This is a genomic window from Clostridium pascui (assembly GCF_016908015.1).
In the GTDB taxonomy this organism is placed as follows: domain Bacteria; phylum Bacillota; class Clostridia; order Clostridiales; family Clostridiaceae; genus Clostridium_AK; species Clostridium_AK pascui.
The window spans coordinates 282,568-304,269 of the sequence record NZ_JAFBDB010000004.1; the positions used below are offsets into that span (position 1 = coordinate 282,568).

The window sequence follows — 21,702 nt, forward strand, 5'->3', positions numbered from 1 at the left end:
ACAAATACTCTTTAGTACTGAATATTTGTTAAGTCTCCACACCTAAAAAAGTGTTGACCCTAACACCGCGTGATAGTTTAATATAAAAATAGAGCTTCACTATATTCACAAAAATACCCAGCCGGCTGAGTGCTAGATAGTATTAACAGCTCTAAAATCAAACTTGGAGGTGTAAAGTGAGAACAGTAAAACAAGTTTATGATTTAACAGGAATAAGTGTGCGCGCACTACATTACTACGATGAAATTGGATTATTAAAGCCAAGCGAAATCACAGACACAGGATACAGACTCTATGACGATGAGGCTCTTGAAACCTTGCAGCAAATTTTATTTTTTAAAGAACTTGAGCTGTATGACCTGTCTTGCGTATCGTAAGAATTGAGTACGTTCATTTGTCAAGGCAACTCCCTTACTGTTCCTTACAAATATGATAGTTTTGACTTCCTTTTCCAAGTCACGTATACAATTAGATAGACTTGGTTGAGAAATCAAATTGGGATAATAACGGATTTACTGCTACATGCATATTTATCAATTATAGCTTATTTTTTATCTCTTTATGTTAAATTTACCAACTATGAGTTATACTATATTTACTGGTTACTATTTAAGTTTGGAGGTTTATAAACATGAAAGATACAACTTATTCTCCTTCTAAGGATTTTATAAACGTTGCAGCTGCATGTCCTATTACAAATGTGGCTGATATAAGTTTTAATTTGAAAAATATAAAGGAATGTATAGATAAAGCATTAGATACGGAAGCAAAACTTATAGTATTTCCTGAACTTTCTATAACTTCTTATACCTGTGCAGATTTATTTTTAAATAGCAAATTATACAGCTCTTCCATGGAGGCTTTAAAGGAGTTATGTGATTTTTCAAAGCTTAAGGATATACTAATTGCAGTGGGTGCTCCTCTTATAATTAACAATTGCATGTATAACTGTGCTTTTATAATATTTAACGGTAAGGTCTTAGGAATTATTCCAAAGAGCTTTCTACCAAACTACTCTGAGTTTTATGAAAAGAGATGGTTTACTGAAGGACTTAATATAACAGATGAAATAGTAAATCTCTCATTTCAAAAGGATGTCCCCTTTGGAACAGATTTATTATTTTATTCAGGAATATTTAAATTTGGATTTGAAATCTGCGAAGATATTTGGGTTACCATCCCTCCAAGCAGCTATCTTGCATTAAATGGAGCAAATATAATTGGAAACCTTTCTGCTTCAAATGAAATAGTAAGTAAAGCTTCCTACAGAAGAAATCTTGTTAATTCTCAAAGTGCTAGATGCATGGCAGCTTATGTATACTCATCTTCTGGAGTATTTGAGTCCTCTACTGATTTATTATTTAGTGGGCATCTTTTAATTTCTGAAAATGGAGCTATGCTTAAGGAAAATGATAGATTTCAAAGGGAAAATGAAGTCATAGTATCTACTGTTGATGTAGAAAGACTTATGAATGATAGAATAAGAAATATGAGCTTTAGAGATGGCTCTAAAACTTCCATATCAAAGGTTCGTGAAATAGAATTTGAATTTTTATCTAATAAGGTTGTAAACTTTGAAAGATACATAAATAAACATCCTTTTGTTCCTTCTAATTTAAGTGAAAGAATGGATAGATGCAGGGAAATATTTAACATTCAATCTTCAGCTTTAGCTAAGAGAATTTGTCATACAGGACTTAAAAAATCTGTTGTAGGAATTTCAGGAGGACTAGATTCAACTCTTGCACTTTTAGTTGTGCTTAAAACCTATGATATGTTAAATATTGATAAGAAAAACATAGTTACAATAACCATGCCTGGATTTGGAACTACTGATAGAACTTATAATAACGCAGTGGATTTATGTAAAAAACTAGGCACTGATTTTAGAGAAATAAATATAGTTGAGGCCTCTCTTCAACATTTTGAGGATATTGGTCATGATGAGAATATCCATGATGTTACTTATGAAAATGTTCAAGCAAGGGAAAGAACTCAAATACTTATGGATATAGCAAATAAAGAAGACGGTCTTGTCATAGGTACAGGAGATTTATCAGAGCTCGCACTTGGCTGGGCAACTTATAATGGAGATCATATGTCAATGTACTCTGTAAACTGCTCTATACCAAAGACCTTGGTAAGATATTTAGTTAGATATGTGGCCGAAAATGAGGTTTCTGAAGATATTTCATCTATTCTTTTAGATATCTTAGATACTCCTGTAAGTCCTGAACTTCTTCCAAAGAATAACAAGGGTGAAATAGCACAAAAGACAGAGGATATAGTAGGACCATATGAACTTCATGATTTCTTCTTATATAATTTTATGAAGGGTGCTTCTCCTGAAAAAATATTATTTCTAGCGGAAAAAGCCTTTGAAAAAGATTATTCTAAGGATGAAATTAAAAAATGGCTTCAAATGTTTATTAAAAGATTTTTCTCTCAACAATTTAAACGTTCAGCATTGCCTGATGGCCCAAAGGTTGGAACTATAAGCCTATCCCCTAGAGGAGATTTAAGAATGCCATCAGACGCAAGTAGCAGCTCTTTTTTAACATAAAAAAATTTAGATTATGCAAATTTTCACCTTATAAATAAAGATATTAATATTATGGAAAACAGTTTAAGGCCTACAAAGGATATTATAATTATTAAAATAAAACTAATACCAGAGTTTCAATTGAAACTCTGGTATTAGTTCTTAAGCATATTTTTGCACTCTACGAATTCTTTTAGATGCAAGATAATTATGACCTTCAATCCAATAAGAAAGTACTTTTGGGTTATATCTTATTACATCTTTTAAAAATTTATCATAAAGATGCAATTTTAGTAACATTTTAATAATGTCTTTTGGATATGGCATGTTGATAGTAAAAGGTTCTCTTGGATCAATAACCTTTATCTTTCCACTAGAAGTAACAAATGTATGTGAATTTCTGACATTTAGCTTTTTGAAGTTTAGTCTTTTTAAATCTTCAATCAATTCAATAATTTCCATAGAAAGACTATAAGGCAATCCATTCTTCTTCATGTATTCGTACAGATTTTCACCATCGACATATTCCCTTATTAAAATATTACTAACTCTTAAAATGGTATTTGGAAAGAAAACACTGTCTTTAGCTATGTTAAGTATTTCTTCCTCACTTTTAGCTGCATTTAGATCCTTAAAACATTTAAGTGCATATCCTTCTTCTGTTAAATATACACTTCCTTCAGTTCCAGAACCAAGAAACGTACAATTTTGAATTTCTAATAAGTTGTTCATCTTTATCAACTTTACTTAGTGCTTTAAAATATTATATGCAAATAAAATTAATATGACATTAGTGTAGGGGGGTTTTATTCATATTGTTTATTTGGAATAGTGCTATAGAGAAATTTATATTCTTAAAATATGAATTAAGGGAACTCTTTTTTGAGTTCCCTTAGAAAATATATATTTCAATACTGCTTTAAAATGTTTCTATACAGTTTCAGGTTCCCCGTATTCTTCACCAAAAGTATCTACAGTTACTTCTTTCATAACCTGTGGTTCTAATGGTTTATCCATGTAATCTGCTGGAACTTTAACTATCATTTTTGCTAAGTCCATTCCTTCTATTAGCTTTCCAAAGGCTGCATAATCTCCATCTAAGTGCGGAGCTGCTGCTACCATTAAAAAGAACTGGCTTCCTGCTGAATCAGGGTGTCCTGCTCTTGCCATTGAAAGCACGCCTTCTGTATGTTTTAAATCATTTGCAAAACCATTTCTTTTAAATTCTCCCTTTATACCATATCCTGGGCCACCCATTCCAGTTCCCTGTGGGCATCCTCCCTGTATCATAAATCCAGGTATTATTCTGTGAAATGTAAGCCCATTATAAAAACCTTTTTTTACAAGGCTTATAAAGTTTTTCACTGTATTTGGTGCAACCTCTGGATATAGTTCAGCCTTCATAACATCTCCATTTTCCATAGTAAAAGTAACAATTGGATTCTTTTGCATTATGTATTCCTCCTTTATTTTCAAAGCCATATTTTATATAAAGCTTTCATTAGCAATTTAAGGCGATGTTTTAATTAAACATCGCCTATTTTATATGAATATGTTTTTTAATTTCAACAAGCGTGCACTAATAAGTCATCTACTTTGCAACAAAGTATGCTTGCTAAAACCACTATCTTTTGAAGACTGGGGTTTTTCTTATCTCCTCTCTCAAGTTCTTCAAGATAAGATTTAGATATGGACGTTTCAAACCTAGTATTTCTTGTAAGGATTTCCACATCTGCTGCAGTGTATCCAAGCCTTAGCCTATACTCTCTAACCTTTTTTCCATCCAACATATAAAGCCCCCCTTATATAACTCTAGTAACTATATAAGATCTTCTAAAGCAATTATATCATTTATTTTTGAAAAATCCTATGCTTTATATTTAATTGTATTTATTACCACGGGGTTTTATCACTTATTTTCATCTTTTAGCTAGTTTTTCCAAAACCTTGTGTCTAAATTCTTCTACTCCATTCTTTTCCTTTTCTATCTTTTCTTCTGTCATTTCTCCTCTTCCCAGTCTATCACAAAGAGAAAGAAGGGCTATTTCATCTAAATCAATTTCCTCAGACATCTTATTTATATCTGCAAACGGTAAATTTTTAGATACAAATAGTGGCTGCATATGCCATCTTACAAATGCTACTACCTTTTCTATAAACTCTTCATCGTCCGTAAAGCATCTTAAAAATTCCTCTGCAAGCTTTTTACCTTCCTTGTCATGATCATAAGATGTTATTCTGCCCTTCCTAAGTTTTGTAGTTGGGGGCTTACCTATATCATGTAGTAGTGCTCCCCACATAAATACTTCAGGATGCTCACTTAATTTTTTTTCTTTAGCTGCTGAATCCACTACCATCATTGTATGATTCCAAACAGAACCCTCTGGGTGATGAGTTGGGCTTTGCTCTGTTTTTGTCATAGCTTTAAGTAGCTTAAAAGGATATTGATTAAATGCTTCACTTTTTACAAGTTCATTTAAATATATAGAAGGTGTTTCATCCTCCATAAGATGCTTTGTAATTTCTAAAAAAACTTCATGAGTATTCATATATACACTCATCCTTTGTTATTTTTTTGTTTCTACAACCTGGTTTTGTTCATTATTATTTCTTTTCTTAACTCTCTTACCTGGCATGTTATCTGGTGCTGGTCTTGTCATACCTTTCTTTGCCATATAAATCACTCCTCTTAAATATAGTTAATTACTTTATTAATTTGCTTATATTTAAAAGAATTTATACTAGAATATTCAATTTACTCTCTAACAAAGCTTCCTGATTTTCCACCAGTTTTTTTTAAAAGCTTTACATCTGTTATTGTCATTTCTCTATCTATTGCCTTACACATATCATATATTGTAAGTGCTGCCACAGATGCTGCTGTCAGAGCCTCCATTTCCACACCAGTTTGACCTGTAGTCTTAGTATTTACATATATATCAACTTTACTATTTTCCTCATCTAAATTAAACTTCACATCGCAAGAAGATAAATTTATATTATGGCACATAGGTATAATACTCCATGTGTTTTTGCATGCCATTATTCCTCCCACTTGAGATACAGAAAGTACATCTCCCTTTTTTATGCTTCCTTCCTTTATTCTCATTAAAGTTTCACTTTTCATATAAATACATGCATAAGCGACTGCTTCTCTTTCAGTAATTTCCTTAGAACTTATATCAACCATCCTTGCTCTTCCTTGCTCATTTATATGTGTAAGTTTGTCCTTTCGCATATTTATCCTCCTATTTGAAACATCATTCTATGTGTATTTGTTTTATGTACTTCTTCAATATGATGCTCCTTTGGTTTTTCCATTATTGAATATCTTATTTTATCTAAAAGCTTTTCTTCATTATCTAAATATGTCATTATATCTATTTCCTCATCTGAATGAAGACAAGGTTTCATTTTCCCTTCTGATGTCAATCTTATCTTATTACAGCTATCACAAAATTTACAACTAAGTGGGCTTATAAAACCCACCTTTCCAATTGAATCTTTTAATTTATAAAGCTCTGCAGTAGAAATCTCATTTTCCCTTTCCCTTATAAGTTCAGGAAACCTTTCTAAAACTTCCTTTGAAGTCATGAAAAATTTATCATAATATTTAATACCCTCGCCTAATGGCATAAGCTCTATAAACCTTACATCAATTGGATATTTTTTAGTTAAGCTTATGAAATCTATTATTTCATCATCATTGATTCCCTTTAAAAGCACTGTATTTATTTTAACGGATTTAAGTCCCAGACTTAAGCACTTTTCTAAAGCTTTAAATACCTTATTTAATTCTCCACCACGAGTTATTTTTTTATATCTATCATTTTTTAATGTATCTAAACTTATATTTACTTTATTTAGTCCTGAAATCTTCAAATCATATATTGCATCCTCTAAAAATATTCCATTTGTAGTAATTGCTATATCCCTTATTTTAGCTTGCTTATGAGTTTCGTATATAAGTCTATCTATATTTTTCACAATAAGCGGTTCTCCACCCGTATACCTTATCTTTTCTATCCCAAGCTTTGAAGCACCATTTACAATCTTAATGACATCATTAATTTTCATCTGAGGGGGATTTTCTTCAGTTAATTTTGGACATATTTCAGGCATACAATATATACATCTTAAATTACACTTGTCAGTTAATGAAACTCTTAAATAATTTATCTTTCTTCCATGATTATCTATCATACATATCTCCCCTGCCTATTTATCACCTAGCACATTCACTTGCTTCACCCTTTAAAACTTCTATTCCATGCTTTAATGCTGGAAGCACTACCTGTAAATTTTCTGATGCACCCTTAGGGCTTCCTGGTAAGTTAATTATAAGAGTATTTCCCCTTATCCCTGCTACTCCTCTTGTAAGTATTGCTTTGGGAGTTATCTTAAAGCTGTCCATTCTCATGGCTTCTGGAATTCCTGGAACCTGTTTATCAATAACTTTTAATGTAGCCTCTGGAGTTACATCCCTTTTTGCAAAGCCTGTCCCTCCATTTGTTAAAAGTAAATCTATATCCATTTCATAACAACAATTTACTATTTCATTGCTTATTTGATCAATTTCATCTGGAACTATGCTATAATAACATAAATCATACTCTTCTTTAATAAGTATTTCTTTCAGAACTTTTCCCGTTATATCTTCCCTCTCACCTCTTGACCCCTTATCGCTTACAGTAATTATTGCGGCTCTCATGATTTATTCCCCCATTTCTTACTTTCCAAAGTGACAATTTGGATATGTACATTCTTTACACATTGGACAATAACCACCATGCCCTAATTCTACTATCTCTTCCCTCCTTATTTTTTCCCCTGCTAGTACTCTTGGGAGAAGAATATCTAAAGTAGTAGTTTTAAAGTACATTGCAGCTCCTGGTATTCCAAATATGGCACACTCTCCTCTATATGCCATCATAAGCATGTTTCCCGGAAGAGCAGGTACTCCATAGGATATCACTTCTGTTGCTGCATCTTCTATTGCCAAAGGGGTTACATCATCTGCATCTACAGACATTCCACCAGATACAAGCACTACCTCTGCTCCATTTTTAATTAACTTTTCTATTTCATTTTTTATTACTTCTCTATTATCCGGAGCATATACCAAATCAATAAGAGTGCATTCATAGTTCTTTACTTTATCAACTAATACTGGTGCAAATCTATCTTTAATCACTCCCTCAAATACTTCAGTTCCTGTAACTACAACTCCAACCTTCAAAGCTTTAATAGGCTTTATATTTATTATATCTTTGTTATTTAATCTTCCGATTTCTTCAACCTTTACTATCTTGTCCTCTTTTATTACAAGAGGAATAGTCCTTGTAGCTCCTACAGCTTGATCCTTTTGTACCAAAGTATTATTATGAAGGGTAGCTACTATTATCTGGTCTATATTATTTATTTCTTTTAATGCTTCTATGTTAACCTTTACTATGCCTCTGTTCTTAGCCTTTAGCTCAATTTTCCCTTCTCTAGGTTCGCTGTAATATAATTCTTCTCCTGCCACTGCATGTACTATTCTTTCTGCTGCTTCATTTTCATGAAGTTCTCCCTCATTTATTTCTACAACATTTATATGATTTTTACCCATGCTTTTCAACATGGGTATATCTTCTTTCCTAATTATATGCCCTTTTTTAAATGCGGCTCCTTTGAATTCTCCTGGTACAATTTTAGTCAAATCATGTCCAACTATCATTCCTATAGCATCTTCAACTTTGACTTGTTTCATATCCATACCCCCATATATATACGCATTTGTTACTTAATAGTATTATATCCTTTATAAAGAAATTTCTCAACTGAATTATCTGACTATTCTTGTACCACTTGTTTCATTCAATGCTTCCATTGCTTTGCTTAATGATGCTATTATAGCTATTTTATTCTTATCAAATTGCACGAATTTTTTAGCTGCCTCTACTTTAGGCAGCATACTTCCTGGTGCAAATTGACCTTCTTCTATATATTCATTTAATTCATCTATATTTATTCTTGAAATTTCCTTTTGATTAGGTTTATTATAATTTACATAAATCTTATCTACTGCAGTTAATATTAAAAGTATGTCTGCATCTATTACTTCAGCCAACTTTTCTGCTGCAAAATCCTTATCTATTACAGCAGCAATTCCTTCTATCTTGTCTTCTTCATATATTACAGGTATTCCCCCGCCCCCGCAGGATATTGTAATCATACCTGAACTTATCATAGTATGAATAATTTCTTTTTCAACTATATCAATTGGCTTTGGGGATGCAACAACCCTTCTCCATCCTCTACCTGCATCCTCTTTCATTACATATCCTTTTTCTTTCATAAGCTTTTCTGCTTCTTCTTTACTATAAAAAGAACCTATAGGTTTGGTTGGATTTTCAAAACCAGAATCCTCTTTATCTACTAGCATCTGGGTTATAACCGTTCCTACAGGCTTTTTTATTCCTCTTCTTTTCAATTCTTCTTCTATACCTTTTTGCAAGTGATATCCAATATATCCTTGAGAAAAGGCTCCACAAACATCAAAAGGCATAGCAGGAATTTGTGCCCCTGATGCTTTGTTTGCAGTTTCTAGCGTATTTATTATTTGTCCAACTTGTGGTCCATTGCCATGTACAATTGCTACAGTATGCCCTTCTTCAATTAAATCAACCAACGATTTAGCTGTTTCTCTACTTGCAAAAAGCTGTGCCTCTGATGTTAGATCCTTTGGGTTTGCCTGAAGTGCATTTCCACCAAGTGCTATAACAATTTTCATAAAGATCCCCCTTTATTTTAACTATACATCTAAATAAAGCTTTAATAATAATTTTTGTTTCAACCCCAGCCTTCAAAAATATTGTGAGTTCATTAGCTTATAATTATTGAAAATATTTATTATTCAAGAATTATAAGCTATAGGAACTCCACCATTCTTCAGGAATGTTAAATAAAATTACTACTAAAATTTAGTCCCTATTTTCCGCCCATTAAAAGTGTCATTACAGCCTTAGCTGTATGAATCCTGTTTTCTGCCTCATCATATATTACAGAGTGTGGTCCATCTATTACTGAATCCACAACTTCATTTTTTCTATCTGCTGGCAATGCGTGCATATATATACTAGTTGGTTTTGTAAGTGCCATCATTTCTTCTGTACATTTCCATGCTTTGTTTGCTTCAAGCAAGTCATCTATAACATCTTTACTTTGATTTGTTACCCAGTTTCCCCAGTTCTTTGGTATTACTACATCTGCATCCTTATATGCCTCTTCCATATTATGAGTAAGTGTCACACTTCCTCCATACTGCGCTGCGTAAACTTTTGCTTTTTCTATTACCCAATCTGGTAATTCATATCCCTTTGGATATGCAAGGGTCACGTCCATCCCAAACCTTGGGAACAGCAATACTTGGCTTACTGGTACAGATATTGGCTTTTTATGTGTTGTTGCATATGCCCAAATTATTGATACCTTTAGTTTTTTAGTATTTTTAAACTTTTCCTCCATGGTCATCAGATCTGCTAATGCCTGCATTGGATGATACAAATCACATTGTAAATTGAATATTGGAACTGATGAGTGCTTTGCCATTTCAGTTATATATTTATTTCCTTCTTCCCAGAAACAATTTCTACAAGCTATTCCATGACCAAATCTTGAAAGTATTACTGCTGTATCCTTTGAACTTTCTCCATGGGATACCTGCATTGTACTTGTATCTAAGTAATTTGCATGTCCTCCAAGTTGAGCTATTCCTGCTTCCATAGAATTTCTTGTTCTTGTAGATTGTTCAAAGAACATTAAAAACATTGTCTTATGTGGTAAATATGGAGTATCTATTCCCATTGCAAATTTTCTCTTTAAATCGTATGAAACATCTAGCATCGTTTCTATTTCCTCATTTGTGTAATCCTGTAGTGTTATAAAGTGTCTTCCCCTAAATACTGTTTGCATTTTTATATCCCCCAATCCTTTATTTAGCTATCTTCACTTCATCTCCGGCTTGTATGTAGCCTTCTTCTAATATCCTTGCAAAGATACCTTCCTTTGGCATTATGCACTTTCCTGTAATCTTACTTATTTGGCATCCACTATGACACTCTTTTCCTATTTGAGTGACTTCCATAACTACTTCACCCATTTTAAGTTTTGTGCCTATGGGTAATGTATAAAGAATTATTCCTTTTGTAGTTATGTTTTCTGCAAATACCCCAGGGGTCAGCTCACTTAGCCCTAGTTCTTTCATTTTATCTATACTTTCTTCAGCTAGAATACTTACCTGCCTGTGCCAATTTCCTCCATGGGCATCACCTTCTAGCCCAAAATCCTTTTTAAAAAAACCCTTCTCTATAGGATTTTTTATAACTCCTTTTTCTTCACTAATATTAATTGAAATAACTTTAGCCATAGAGCATCCCCCCGTCTTTTCACCTTTTATTTCTCTCAATTTTAACTATATCTTCTGCAATTTTATGTGCTTCTTTCTTTACATTTTTTGTATTCATAGTTAATAATTCGCCATCTTTTACAACTATCCTTCCATTCACCATGGTCATCTTCACTAAACTAGTATTTCCACAAGTAACTAGCCCTACTAGTGGATTATGGCATCCTGCATAGGCTACATCATCTAAATCATAAAGCACTATATCTGCAGCCTTTCCACCTTCAAGTATACCGATATCATGTCTTCCCAGTACCTCTGCTCCTCCTCTAGTTGCAAGCCTTAAGATGTTATAAGCATCTAATCCCTCTGTGCCATATTTTAAGTGATTTAAAAGATATGCACGTCTAACTTCTTCCCACATATTTGAACCATCATTTGAAGCACTTCCATCTACTGCTATGCTAACTTTTACTCCTGCTTTTAGTAAGTCTGTAGTAGAACATATTCCGCTGTTTAACTTCATATTTGAAGATGGACAATGAGCTACTCCTGCCCCCTTAAGCTTTTTCATTTCCTCTTCATTTACATGAATTACATGAGCAAACCATACATCTTCACCAAGCCATCCTACACTTTCCATAAGCTCCACTGGCTTTCTTCCGTACATTTCTAAGCAAAATCTTTCTTCATCCTTTGTTTCTGCTAAATGAGTATGAAGCATAACCCTATTTTTTCTTGCAAGTTCTTGAGATTTAATCATTAAATCTTCAGTTACAGAAAATGGTGAGCATGGTGCTAGTGCTATCCTTGTCATAGCTAAATCTTCTTTATCGTGGTACTTATTTATAAGTCTTTCACTGTCCTCAAGTATCCTATCTCCACTTTGAACTACACTATCTGGTGGTAATCCACCATTGCTTTTGCCTAAGGACATGGATCCCCTTGTAGCATGAAACCTTATCCCTATTTCCTTAGCTGCTCTTATCTGTTCATCTATTAAGGTAGCTGGTTTATTTTCTGGAAATACATAATGATGATCCATAGTTGTTGTGCATCCTGTCCTCAAAAGTTCACTAAATCCAACCATCCCTCCATAATATACAGCCTCTGGACCTATATGCTTCCAAAATTCATAAAGCCCAACAAGCCATGGGAAAAGGGGCTTTTCTTGAACTTCATCTATACCCCTAAATAAAGTTTGGTATAAATGATGATGGGTATTTACAAAACCAGGCATAGCAAGAAGTCCCCTACAATCTATAACCTCCATGTTCATCTCTGGCTTAATATCTTTATCTATCTTCTCAATTACCTTATCATTAACCAAAATGTCATAGCCATCAAAAATACTATCCTTATCATCAAAGGTTACAACCTTGCTCAAATTTTTCAAAAGCTTTTTCAAATAAAATCACCACCTATTTTCCGCCCATTAAAAGTGTCATTACAGCCTTAGCTGTATGAATCCTATTTTCTGCCTCATCATATATTACAGAGTGTGGTCCATCTATTACTGAATCCACAACTTCATTTTTTCTATCTGCTGGTAATGCGTGCATATATATACTAGTTGGTTTTGTAAGTGCCATCATTTCTTCTGTACATTTCCATGCTTTGTTTGCTTCAAGCAAGTCATCTATAACATCTTTACTTTGATTTGTTACCCAGTTTCCCCAGTTCTTTGGTATTACTACATCTGCATCCTTATATGCCTCTTCCATATTATGAGTAAGTGTCACACTTCCTCCATACTGCGCTGCGTAAACTTTTGCTTTTTCTATTACCCAATCTGGTAATTCATATCCCTTTGGATATGCAAGGGTCACGTCCATCCCAAACCTTGGGAACAGCAATACTTGGCTTACTGGTACAGATATTGGCTTTTTATGTGTTGTTGCATATGCCCAAATTATTGATACCTTTAGTTTTTTAGTATTTTTAAACTTTTCCTCCATGGTCATCAGATCTGCTAATGCCTGCATTGGATGATACAAATCACATTGTAAATTGAATATTGGAACTGATGAGTGCTTTGCCATTTCAGTTATATATTTATTTCCTTCTTCCCAGAAACAATTTCTACAAGCTATTCCATGACCAAATCTTGAAAGTATTACTGCTGTATCCTTTGCACTTTCTCCATGGGATACTTGCATTGTACTTGTATCTAAGTAATTTGCATGTCCTCCAAGTTGAGCTATTCCCGCTTCCATAGAATTTCTTGTTCTTGTAGATTGTTCAAAGAACATTAAAAACATTGTCTTATGTGGTAAGTATGGAGTATCTATTCCCATTGCAAATTTTCTCTTTAAATCATAGGATACATCTAGCATTGTTTCTATTTCTTCATTTGTGTAATCCTGTAATGTTATAAAGTGTCTTCCCCTAAATACTGTTTGCATTTTTATATCCCCCTCTTATTTACTTGCATGCTCTTTAACATATAATATCGGAATTATTGCATACATAGCTGCACATTTTACAAGTTCACTCTTCCAATTCTTCTCATTTGGTGCATGAGCTTGATCTTCATGTCCTGGACCAAATCCTATGCATGGTATTCCATATCTCCCCATAATAGATACTCCATTAGTTGAAAATGTCCATTTATCTACTAATGGTTCAGATCTAAATAACTTTTTATATCCTTCCACTAGTGTTTCACATACTGGGTGCTCTTCTGGTAATACCCAAGTTGGGAAATAGCACTCTGTTGGATATACAAGTCCTGTATAAGAAGCTCTGGCATAATCATACATTGAAACTTCGGCCTTAGCTGCCTTTACTGCTGGAAGGTTCCTTATTTCTTCTAAAGCACCTTGCCAGGTTTCCCCATCTGTTAATCTTCTATCTATTGAAACTGTACATCCATCTGCTACAGCACATCTAGATGGTGATGAGAAAAATACTTCTGATACTGTAAGCGATCCTTTTCCTAAGAACTCATCATAGTGTAAGTTTTCTGCTAAAGCTCTTAGTTCAATAAGTATTGGAGCCATTTTAAATATAGCGTTGTCTCCTCTTTCTGGTGCCGAGCCATGACAGCTTATCCCCTTAGTTGTAACCTTTATTTCCATTCTTCCTCTTTGTCCTCTATATATGTTGCATGAGGTTGGCTCAGTTGATACTACAAACTCAGGTCTTATGTTATCTTCATTTATAATATACTGCCAGCATAATCCATCACAGTCTTCTTCTTGAACTGTACCTGTAACAATTAATGTATAATCATCTTCGAGTCCTAAATCCTTTATTATCTTGCCTGCATAAACCATCGAAGCCATACCGCCTTCTTGATCTGTTGCACCTCTACCAACTATAATCTCTTCATCTTCATATCCTTCATATGGATTATAGTGCCAAAGATTTGGATCACCAATTCCCACTGTGTCTATATGTGCATCCATAGCTATTATGTGCTTTCCATGTCCAATATAGCCAAGTACATTTCCCATAGGATCTATTTCTACTTTATCAAAGCCTACCTTTTCCATTTCCTCTTTAATACGTAAAACTACTTCTCTTTCCTGTGTACTTTCACTTGGAATTGAAATCATATCTCTTAAAAATTTGCTCATATCTTGCTTGTATTCCTCAGCAAGCTTTAATATCTCCTCTGCTTTATAATCCTTTGACATATTCCATACCCCCTAATGTTTTTACATGATTTATAAAAATTTATAATTTTGTTGTAAATCATTACATCCCAATTTATTGGGATATTTCCCTAATAATAATTCTTTACTCTTTTTATAAATTCCCCATACCCCTTTTTGCCTACAAATTCATTGTCCTTTACTATTATTTCTCCTCTCGCTATGGTGTATATAGGATAGCCCTTAAGTTCAAATCCTTCATAAGCAGTGTAATCCACATTTTCGTGGAGCATATCCTTACTCAATTTCACTTCCTTATCGGGGTCTATAATTACTATGTCAGCATCTGAACCAACTTGTATTGCACCCTTTTTAGGATAAAGCCCAAATATCTTTGCAGGATTTGTTGAACATACTTCTACAAACTTATTTATGCTTATTCTTCCCTTCATAACTCCCTCTGAAAACATAAGTGGAATTCTTTCTTCAATTCCTGGAGCTCCATTGGGACACTTTGTAAAATCATCCTTTCCCCTTTGCTTATCTTTATTAAAACTAAATGGACAATGATCTGTAGCTACTACTTGTATACTTCCATCTCTTATGCCCTGCCACAATGCCCCTTGATTTCTTTTATCTCTAAGAGGAGGACTCATTATATATTTAAGTCCTTCATTATTTGGCCCATTATATCTATCTATATCTAACAAAAGATATTGTATACAAGTTTCTGAGAATACCTTTTGCCCTCTCCTTTGTGCCCTTTTTATATGCTTTAACCCATCTTTATTAGTTAAGTGGACTATATAAAGCGGTGCATCACCTGCCATATAGGCTAAATCAATCATTCTATTTATTGCCTCGGACTCGCACCTTTCAGGCCTGCTTAGTGCATGGTATATAGGAGCTACCTTTCCTTCGTTTATGAACTTTTCCCTAAAATAATTTACTATTTCGTGATTTTCAGGATGAACGGTAGTTATCCCTCCTAGCTCTTTAAGTGCTTCTAATACCTTAAACGCTTCCACATCGTTTACTCTATAATCATAGGTCATGTAAATTTTAAAGCTCGGTATTCCTTCTTCTTCAACTATAGTCTTCATTTCTTGTAATATACCTTCATCTACATGTTGAACAACCCCATGAAAGCTATAGTCAATTACTGCATTTTTATCTGCATATCCATGATATACATTTACTTGATCTTTTAAATCACATCCCTTTGGACCAAAGCCCATATGATCTACAATTGAAGTAGTTCCTCCACAAGCTGCAGCAACTGTACCTGTGTAAAAGTCATCATTTGCCCTTGCAAATCCTACATCTAGATTTAAGTGAGTATGAACATCTACGCCACCTGGAACTACATACTTACCTCCAGCATCAATAATTTCATCTGCTGTGTATTCTATATTGGTTGCTATTTCTTTAATGATTCCATTCTCAGAATATATATCGCCTTTATATATGTCACTAGCAGTTACTATAGTGCCATTCTTTATTAATAGTTTCATAAAATCACCTTATTCTTCAGGATAAGGATAGGCTCCATCCCATACTATTTTTCTATAATTATCTGGGTCTGTATCTCCTTCCGTACTTATTACAAGTATTGATGAATTTTGATCTATACTAAGAGCTTCTCTTATTTCCTTATATTTCTCATCTTTAAGTATGCAATACATAAATCCTGCAGGTGCTGCTCCAGACTCTCCAGATATTACTTTTCTATCATCTCCTAATGGATTGCCAAGAACTCTCATGCCCTCTGCTGCCACATAATCTTCACAGGATACAAACATATCAGTATATCTGTCAAGTATGTTCCATCCAATTGGATTTGGCTCTCCACAAGCAAGTCCTGCCATTATAGTAGGCATATCCCCTGTAACATTAGTCATTTTTCCATTTACAGCTGACCTATATATACAATCTGCTAAATTAGGCTCAACTATTGCAGTTATTGGCCTATCCTCACCATAATATGCAGTTAAAAATCCCTGAACTGCTCCAGCAAGTGCACCAACCCCTGCCTGTATGAATACATGAGTTGGTTTTTCGGTTCCTGCTTCCTTCATTTGCTCCACTGCTTCTACCATCATAGTTGCATAACCCTGCATAATCCAAAGTGGAATTTCTTCATATCCTTCCCAAGCAGTATCCTGAACTATTTCCCATCCGTATTTTTTAGCATTTTCAAGGGAAAGCCTTACTGCATCATCATAATTTAAATCAGTTATATAGGCCTCCGCTCCAGTTGCATTTATGTTATTTAATCTAGTTAGTGATGATCCTTTTGGCATATAAACAACAGCTTTTTGTCCAAGCTGCTGAGCTGCCCAAGCAACTCCTCTTCCATGGTTTCCATCTGTTGCAGTAGTTAAGGTAATTTGTCCTATCTTATCTTTAACTTCCTTACTTCTTAGATATTCAAAGCTTACATCTGAAATATCTACATCAAGTTTTTTTGCAAGAAGCTTTCCTATGGCATAGGAACCTCCTAGTACTTTAAATGCATTCAATCCAAATCTATAGGACTCATCCTTTACAAATATGTTTTTCACTCCTAAGCTTTTAGCCAAATTATCAAGTTTCGCTAGTGGAGTTTTATTATAAACTTCAAAGCTTTCATGAAATTTATTTACCTTTTTTATTTCATCCATTTCAAAGTCTTTTACCAAAGTTTTTTCAAAATTTTCACTTCGGCATTTGCCATTACTTTTATATTTTATGTCCATATTACCTTCCCCCTTTTTAGTAACAAGTTATTAGTGATAAGTTACCTACTTTAATCCCTAGTATCTGATATCATAATTTATTTAGAAGCATTAACCATGCCAATAATTTGTTGAATTGTTAGCTTTAACAATAAAATAAAAATTTTTGTGTAATTCTATTAAAAATATAAGCTTTTAAAAGCTTTGTAGTGTTTTATTTTTTACTTTATACTACCGTAATAGTTTTATATATCAAAAAATCATAAAAAATAGTTATCAATATGATAATACTTACCAAATTGATAACTAAAATTAAAGATTATAACATTAAAAAATTAGTATGAAAGAGGATTTGTTTATCACATTGATAATTATACATTAGTTAGAATTATCATAATGACCTTAAACTTTATTTGATTATTTTATCTAAAAAGCTATTAAGTAAGTTTAAACAAACAGCTTTTCTATAATGTTTAGTAGATCTTTGGTCATCAATTGGTCTTATAAGTTTGTCATATAGTTTTATTAATTCATTTCTATCTATCTCTTCACCATTTAATGATTGTGCAATAACTCTATTTTCTATTTCCTTAGATTTCACTATTGTTGGAGCTACTGCTCCAAATGAAATTCTTATATCATGAATTTTATTATCTTTAATTTCAGTTATACCAAGGAATGATAGCTTTGCAAGAGCTGTTGATTTACGAGTTCCTACTTTATGATAATCTGTAATACTAAAATCCTTTAAAGGTATCTCTATAGAAGTTATCAATTCTCCTTCCTTTAAATCATTTACTCCTGGTCCTAATATAAAATCTTTTATATCTACTTGTCTTTTTGAAGTTTCAGCTTGTAAATTTATTTTTGCTTCTAAGGCATATAATAAAGGAAGAGTATCTCCTACTGGAGAAGAATTACCTATATTTCCACCTATAGTTCCTATATTTCTTATTGCAGGGGACGCCACCTGCTTAAATATATTTTTCATATATTCAGGTATAAGTAGGCTTTCAATAAGTTCAGTATATGTCACAGCACTTCCTATTGTAAGTTTATCTTCGCTTCTTTCTATTTTCTTAAGCTCGTAAATATCTGCTATAAATACTATTGGTTCTTCAAATCTAGGTGTCATTCCTGACCATTGTTTTCTTTTAACCATAAGATCTGTTCCACCAGCAAATATTACTACTTGCTCTTTATTCAATATTTGAAGAACTTCTTTTAATGTTTTAGGTTTATATATTTCTACCATAGTCCGTCACCTCTTTTTGATGCCATTCGTACCGCCTCTATTATCATGTTATATCCTGTACATCTACATAGATTCCCTGAAAGGCCTTCTTTTATTTCACCTATTGTAGGCTTTGAATTGTTTCTTAATAGTACTTCTGTGGCCATTATCATACTAGGAGTACAAAAGCCACATTGTACTGCTCCTGCTTCTTCAAAACTCTCCTTTAAAACCTTATACCTATTTGTTTTTTGAAGTCCTTCAATGGTTAAAACTTCTTTTCCTTCTATTTTTCCAACAGGCATTAAACACGAGTTTATAAGCCTTCCATCTAATATAATGGAGCAAGCTCCACATTCTCCTTCTCCACAGCCTTCTTTATGCCCTGTTAAATTAAAATCTTCCCTTAGTACATCTATAAGTCTTTTTAATGGATGTGTATCTATTTCTACCTTTTCAAAATTTAAAGTAAAGCTAATTTTACTCATTTCCCATCACCCCCATTAAATGTTCAGGCCTCACTGGAATTTTATAAATATTTTTATCTATTGCATCTTGAATAGCTAGCGCATAAGCTGGTGCTGCACCTATAAGTGTTAACTCTCCAAGTCCCTTTGCTCCAAACGGGCCATTAAAGTAAGGCTCGCATATAAGTTCATTTTGGATTTCAGGAGCATCTTTAATAGTTGGAATTGTATAATCGCTGCTTGTCTTCTGCATTATACGTCCATTTTTACTTTCCATAACTTCTATGCCACCATAGCCTAACCCCTGAAGCATTCCACCTTCAATTTGTCCTCTGACTATTCTCTCATCTATAGCACAACCTATATCAAATACTGACCATACTCCTTTTATATCTGGTAAATAAGTTAGTGGATCAACTTCTACTTCCACTACGTTTACTCCCCAGGAATATGAGTTATATGCATCACCTATAAAATTATCTCCATCCCACGAATAAATCTCTGGGAATTTGTAATTTGCTTCCGTTTCTATTTGCCCTGCTTCGTTCCATCTTGCTCTAAGTTTTGAAGCTGCTTCTTCTAAGAGTTTTCCAACTACAACTGTAGTACGAGATGCAACTGTAGGTCCTGAATCAGGAACCCTATCTGTATCAGGGTTTTCATAAATTATAGTGTTTACTGGTACATTTAAAGTATGTGCTACTATTTTTCTAAGTGCTGTTTGAACCCCCTGTCCCATTTCTACATTAGCTATAAGTATTTCTACTTTATTATCAGGATATCTTACAAGTTTGACTTTAGCCTTTATATGATCTCTTTCTCCACTGCCAGTAAAGCCTCCACCGTGGAAAAATAGTGACATTCCAATTCCATTAAGCTTTCCATTTTCCTTATTACTTTTAAATAATTCCTTTTTATCCTTATATGATGACATTTGGATAGCTTTTTCGATCATTTCAGGCATTCTTATTTTATCTCTAAATATTCCTCCTGTTGATGACTTATCTCCTTGTTTCACCATATTCTTCATCTTAAATTCTAAGGAATCAATACCAAGTTTCTTTGCAATATGCTCCATATGCATTTCCTCTGCAAAGAAGGCCTGTGGTGCTCCAAATCCTCTAAAAGCTCCTGTAACCACAGTATTTGTGGCCATAACCCTTCCTTTAACATTTACATTTTCTACATTATAGACTCCAATTACAGCAAACATAGTTCTTTGAAGTACTACACTTGAAAGTCCTTCATAAGCTCCGCCATCTAAACTTATATCTGCCTCTCTACCAATTATCATGTAATTTTGATCTAGATAACTTTTAATTTTAATCTTACTTGGATGTCTCTTAGGCGTACATTCTAAGTCTTCATTTCTATCAAATATAAGTTGTACTGGTTTCTTAGTTTTTAATGCTGCAAAAGCAACATGACCTCCTATTAGTGAAGGATAATCTTCTTTTCCACCAAAAGCTCCACCTGTTGTAGCTTGCACAATTTGAACCTTATCTTCTTGGAATTTTAGAGCATCTATTAAGGCATTTTTAACATAATATGGACATTGAATAGAACCATATACAGTAACTTTTCCATCGTTATAAGTACCTATTACTCCTTGTGGCTCTAGATAAAGTTGCTCTTGATATCCTGTTTCATATTCTCCATCTATTACATACTTTGCATTTTTCTTTACTTCTTCTAAATTTCCCTTTGAATATTTAAATTCTACAAAGCAATTATTATCTTTATACATAGGCTCTTTTTTACATTCCAAGGATTCTTCTAAGGTTAAAATAGGATCTATAGCTTCATAATTTACCTTTGTATTTAAAATTATATCTGTAATTATACTTTTATCCTGTCCTACTATTAATGAAATAGGCTCTCCTATATAATTTACAACCTCCTTGGCAAAGAATGGTTCTTCATAAGTTATAATTTTTACCCCATTTTCTCCTGGAACATCATTTTTATCTACTACATAATATCCTTCAGGAAGCTTTGGATACTCTATGCTTTTTATTTTAGCCCTTGGCTCTGTAGATCTTAAGGTTTTTGCATAAAGCATATCTTGAAACTTATAATCCCCTATATATTTAGCGCTGCCTGCAATCTTATCTTCTGTGTCAAATCTTTTTATGGATTCACTGATGCATTTCATATAAAACTGCACCCCCTTAATCTTCCCCTAAATTTTTTAAAGCCTTCTCATAGTCCTCTATAGTATCTATGTCCATAAGTATTTCTTTATGATTCACCTCTATAAAACTTGGACTTTTGCTATTTATAAAATCTCTCAAGGTTTCATATCTGCCTTCTTCAAGTATTTCCTTTATAAACTTACTTTTTATAAGTATTGGGTGCCCCTTTCTACCCTTATATGTAGGGATTATTACATCCCCCTGTTCACTTATAATCTTTGAATATACATCTTTAGAAATAAGAGGGTAATCACCTGGAGTAAAGAAAAACTCATCTTCTCTCACAGCTTTAAGTCCGCATTTAACAGAGCTAAACATGCCTTCTTCATAGTTTTCATTAAATACTAGTTCTACATTTTTATATTTTTCAATAACAGGCTGTAAAAGCTCAATTTTATGTCCTCCTACAACTATTATCCTTTCTGAAAACTGAAGCATGTTATCTATGGTATTTTCAATAACGGTTTTACCCTTTAAAGATAAAAGCATTTTAAATGCCTTAGCTCTTGAGGACAAACCCGCTGCTAAAATTACTCCATCTCTACCCACTTAAAATTACCCC

22 protein-coding genes and 1 pseudogene are annotated in these 21,702 nt (G+C 33.4%); 2 read left to right on the forward strand and 21 right to left on the reverse strand.

Features of this window, described 5'->3' with window-relative positions; all coding sequences use genetic code 11:
- Positions 1-176 precede the first annotated feature (176 nt).
- Positions 177-353 (forward strand): annotated as a pseudogene (locus JOC70_RS11975) (MerR family transcriptional regulator); the annotation flags it as partial.
- On the opposite strand, the gene JOC70_RS19410 reads toward JOC70_RS11975, so the two are convergent.
- Positions 330-494, reverse strand: a complete 165-nt coding sequence (locus tag JOC70_RS19410; RefSeq protein WP_207755295.1) for a LysR family transcriptional regulator — start codon at positions 492-494, stop codon at positions 330-332. The pseudogene JOC70_RS11975 and the gene JOC70_RS19410 sit on opposite strands and share 24 nt — an antisense overlap.
- 137 nt (positions 495-631) lie before the next feature.
- Between JOC70_RS19410 and JOC70_RS11985 the strand changes: the two genes are divergently transcribed.
- Positions 632-2,563: an NAD(+) synthase gene (locus tag JOC70_RS11985; RefSeq protein WP_204599115.1), complete on the forward strand. Its 1,932-nt coding sequence runs from the start codon at positions 632-634 to the stop codon at positions 2,561-2,563.
- Positions 2,564-2,704: 141 nt separating this feature from the next.
- Here the strand turns inward: JOC70_RS11985 and JOC70_RS11990 are convergent, their stop codons facing one another.
- The 20 genes from JOC70_RS11990 to JOC70_RS12085 form a co-directional block, all read right to left on the reverse strand.
- Positions 2,705-3,274: a serine/threonine protein kinase gene (locus JOC70_RS11990; protein ID WP_204599116.1), complete on the reverse strand. Its 570-nt coding sequence runs from the start codon at positions 3,272-3,274 to the stop codon at positions 2,705-2,707.
- A gap of 198 nt (positions 3,275-3,472) precedes the next feature.
- Positions 3,473-3,994 carry a peptidylprolyl isomerase gene (locus JOC70_RS11995; RefSeq protein ID WP_204599117.1) on the reverse strand — a complete coding sequence of 174 codons (522 nt, stop codon included), beginning with the start codon at positions 3,992-3,994 and terminating at the stop codon, positions 3,473-3,475.
- 113 nt (positions 3,995-4,107) lie between these two features.
- On the reverse strand, positions 4,108-4,332 hold the full coding sequence (locus JOC70_RS12000) for a helix-turn-helix domain-containing protein (protein ID WP_204599118.1): 225 nt from the start codon (positions 4,330-4,332) through the stop codon (positions 4,108-4,110).
- Between the two features lie 129 nt (positions 4,333-4,461).
- Positions 4,462-5,091 carry an HDIG domain-containing metalloprotein gene (locus tag JOC70_RS12005; RefSeq protein WP_243429119.1) on the reverse strand — a complete coding sequence of 210 codons (630 nt, stop codon included), beginning with the start codon at positions 5,089-5,091 and terminating at the stop codon, positions 4,462-4,464.
- 206 nt (positions 5,092-5,297) lie between these two features.
- A complete protein-coding gene (moaC, locus tag JOC70_RS12010; protein WP_204599120.1) occupies positions 5,298-5,780 on the reverse strand; it encodes a cyclic pyranopterin monophosphate synthase MoaC in 483 nt (160 codons plus the stop codon).
- Between the two features lie 2 nt (positions 5,781-5,782).
- Positions 5,783-6,745 (reverse strand): GTP 3',8-cyclase MoaA, encoded by a 963-nt coding sequence (gene moaA / locus JOC70_RS12015; protein ID WP_204599121.1) that lies wholly within the window; start codon positions 6,743-6,745, stop codon positions 5,783-5,785.
- Positions 6,746-6,767: 22 nt separating this feature from the next.
- Positions 6,768-7,256 (reverse strand): molybdenum cofactor synthesis domain-containing protein, encoded by a 489-nt coding sequence (locus JOC70_RS12020; protein WP_204599233.1) that lies wholly within the window; start codon positions 7,254-7,256, stop codon positions 6,768-6,770.
- Positions 7,257-7,271: 15 nt separating this feature from the next.
- Positions 7,272-8,294 carry a molybdopterin-binding protein gene (locus JOC70_RS12025; protein ID WP_204599122.1) on the reverse strand — a complete coding sequence of 341 codons (1,023 nt, stop codon included), beginning with the start codon at positions 8,292-8,294 and terminating at the stop codon, positions 7,272-7,274.
- Positions 8,295-8,369: 75 nt separating this feature from the next.
- Entirely contained in the window at positions 8,370-9,317 is a 948-nt protein-coding gene (gene arcC / locus JOC70_RS12030) for a carbamate kinase (RefSeq protein WP_204599123.1), read from the reverse strand.
- A gap of 197 nt (positions 9,318-9,514) precedes the next feature.
- Entirely contained in the window at positions 9,515-10,498 is a 984-nt protein-coding gene (locus JOC70_RS12035; protein ID WP_204599124.1) for an ornithine carbamoyltransferase, read from the reverse strand.
- A 19-nt stretch (positions 10,499-10,517) separates the two neighbouring features.
- Positions 10,518-10,952: an MOSC domain-containing protein gene (locus tag JOC70_RS12040; RefSeq protein WP_204599125.1), complete on the reverse strand. Its 435-nt coding sequence runs from the start codon at positions 10,950-10,952 to the stop codon at positions 10,518-10,520.
- Between the two features lie 19 nt (positions 10,953-10,971).
- A complete protein-coding gene (locus JOC70_RS12045; RefSeq protein ID WP_204599126.1) occupies positions 10,972-12,336 on the reverse strand; it encodes an 8-oxoguanine deaminase in 1,365 nt (454 codons plus the stop codon).
- 13 nt (positions 12,337-12,349) lie between these two features.
- Entirely contained in the window at positions 12,350-13,333 is a 984-nt protein-coding gene (locus tag JOC70_RS12050) for an ornithine carbamoyltransferase (protein ID WP_204599127.1), read from the reverse strand.
- Between the two features lie 15 nt (positions 13,334-13,348).
- Complete coding sequence (locus JOC70_RS12055) at positions 13,349-14,569, reverse strand: YgeY family selenium metabolism-linked hydrolase (protein WP_035311424.1); 1,221 nt, start codon at positions 14,567-14,569, stop codon at positions 13,349-13,351.
- Positions 14,570-14,658: 89 nt separating this feature from the next.
- A complete protein-coding gene (gene hydA, locus JOC70_RS12060) occupies positions 14,659-16,041 on the reverse strand; it encodes a dihydropyrimidinase (RefSeq protein ID WP_204599128.1) in 1,383 nt (460 codons plus the stop codon).
- 9 nt (positions 16,042-16,050) lie between these two features.
- Complete coding sequence (gene dpaL / locus JOC70_RS12065; protein ID WP_204599129.1) at positions 16,051-17,265, reverse strand: diaminopropionate ammonia-lyase; 1,215 nt, start codon at positions 17,263-17,265, stop codon at positions 16,051-16,053.
- 388 nt (positions 17,266-17,653) lie between these two features.
- Positions 17,654-18,499: an FAD binding domain-containing protein gene (locus JOC70_RS12070; protein ID WP_204599130.1), complete on the reverse strand. Its 846-nt coding sequence runs from the start codon at positions 18,497-18,499 to the stop codon at positions 17,654-17,656.
- On the reverse strand, positions 18,493-18,966 hold the full coding sequence (locus JOC70_RS12075; RefSeq protein WP_204599131.1) for a (2Fe-2S)-binding protein: 474 nt from the start codon (positions 18,964-18,966) through the stop codon (positions 18,493-18,495). The genes JOC70_RS12070 and JOC70_RS12075 overlap by 7 nt, the downstream gene beginning before the upstream one ends.
- A complete protein-coding gene (locus JOC70_RS12080; protein ID WP_204599132.1) occupies positions 18,959-21,100 on the reverse strand; it encodes a xanthine dehydrogenase family protein molybdopterin-binding subunit in 2,142 nt (713 codons plus the stop codon). Before JOC70_RS12080 ends, JOC70_RS12075 begins: the two co-directional genes overlap by 8 nt.
- A gap of 16 nt (positions 21,101-21,116) precedes the next feature.
- Positions 21,117-21,689 (reverse strand): NTP transferase domain-containing protein, encoded by a 573-nt coding sequence (locus JOC70_RS12085; protein ID WP_204599133.1) that lies wholly within the window; start codon positions 21,687-21,689, stop codon positions 21,117-21,119.
- Positions 21,690-21,702 lie beyond the last annotated feature (13 nt).

What these genes read in the sequence shown, in the direction of transcription:
- JOC70_RS11985 (WP_204599115.1), top strand. Translation starts at nt 632, where the DNA reads ATGAAAGATACAACTTATTCTCCTTCTAAGGATTTTATAAACGTTGCA.
- JOC70_RS11990 (WP_204599116.1), bottom strand. Translation starts at nt 3,274, where the DNA reads ATGAACAACTTATTAGAAATTCAAAATTGTACGTTTCTTGGTTCTGGA.
- JOC70_RS11995 (WP_204599117.1), bottom strand. Translation starts at nt 3,994, where the DNA reads ATGCAAAAGAATCCAATTGTTACTTTTACTATGGAAAATGGAGATGTT.
- JOC70_RS12000 (WP_204599118.1), bottom strand. Translation starts at nt 4,332, where the DNA reads ATGTTGGATGGAAAAAAGGTTAGAGAGTATAGGCTAAGGCTTGGATAC.
- JOC70_RS12005 (WP_243429119.1), bottom strand. Translation starts at nt 5,091, where the DNA reads ATGAATACTCATGAAGTTTTTTTAGAAATTACAAAGCATCTTATGGAG.
- moaC (WP_204599120.1), bottom strand. Translation starts at nt 5,780, where the DNA reads ATGCGAAAGGACAAACTTACACATATAAATGAGCAAGGAAGAGCAAGG.
- moaA (WP_204599121.1), bottom strand. Translation starts at nt 6,745, where the DNA reads ATGATAGATAATCATGGAAGAAAGATAAATTATTTAAGAGTTTCATTA.
- JOC70_RS12025 (WP_204599122.1), bottom strand. Translation starts at nt 8,294, where the DNA reads ATGAAACAAGTCAAAGTTGAAGATGCTATAGGAATGATAGTTGGACAT.
- arcC (WP_204599123.1), bottom strand. Translation starts at nt 9,317, where the DNA reads ATGAAAATTGTTATAGCACTTGGTGGAAATGCACTTCAGGCAAACCCA.
- JOC70_RS12035 (WP_204599124.1), bottom strand. Translation starts at nt 10,498, where the DNA reads ATGCAAACAGTATTTAGGGGAAGACACTTTATAACACTACAGGATTAC.
- JOC70_RS12040 (WP_204599125.1), bottom strand. Translation starts at nt 10,952, where the DNA reads ATGGCTAAAGTTATTTCAATTAATATTAGTGAAGAAAAAGGAGTTATA.
- JOC70_RS12050 (WP_204599127.1), bottom strand. Translation starts at nt 13,333, where the DNA reads ATGCAAACAGTATTTAGGGGAAGACACTTTATAACATTACAGGATTAC.
- JOC70_RS12055 (WP_035311424.1), bottom strand. Translation starts at nt 14,569, where the DNA reads ATGTCAAAGGATTATAAAGCAGAGGAGATATTAAAGCTTGCTGAGGAA.
- hydA (WP_204599128.1), bottom strand. Translation starts at nt 16,041, where the DNA reads ATGAAACTATTAATAAAGAATGGCACTATAGTAACTGCTAGTGACATA.
- dpaL (WP_204599129.1), bottom strand. Translation starts at nt 17,265, where the DNA reads ATGGACATAAAATATAAAAGTAATGGCAAATGCCGAAGTGAAAATTTT.
- JOC70_RS12070 (WP_204599130.1), bottom strand. Translation starts at nt 18,499, where the DNA reads ATGGTAGAAATATATAAACCTAAAACATTAAAAGAAGTTCTTCAAATA.
- JOC70_RS12075 (WP_204599131.1), bottom strand. Translation starts at nt 18,966, where the DNA reads ATGAGTAAAATTAGCTTTACTTTAAATTTTGAAAAGGTAGAAATAGAT.
- JOC70_RS12080 (WP_204599132.1), bottom strand. Translation starts at nt 21,100, where the DNA reads ATGAAATGCATCAGTGAATCCATAAAAAGATTTGACACAGAAGATAAG.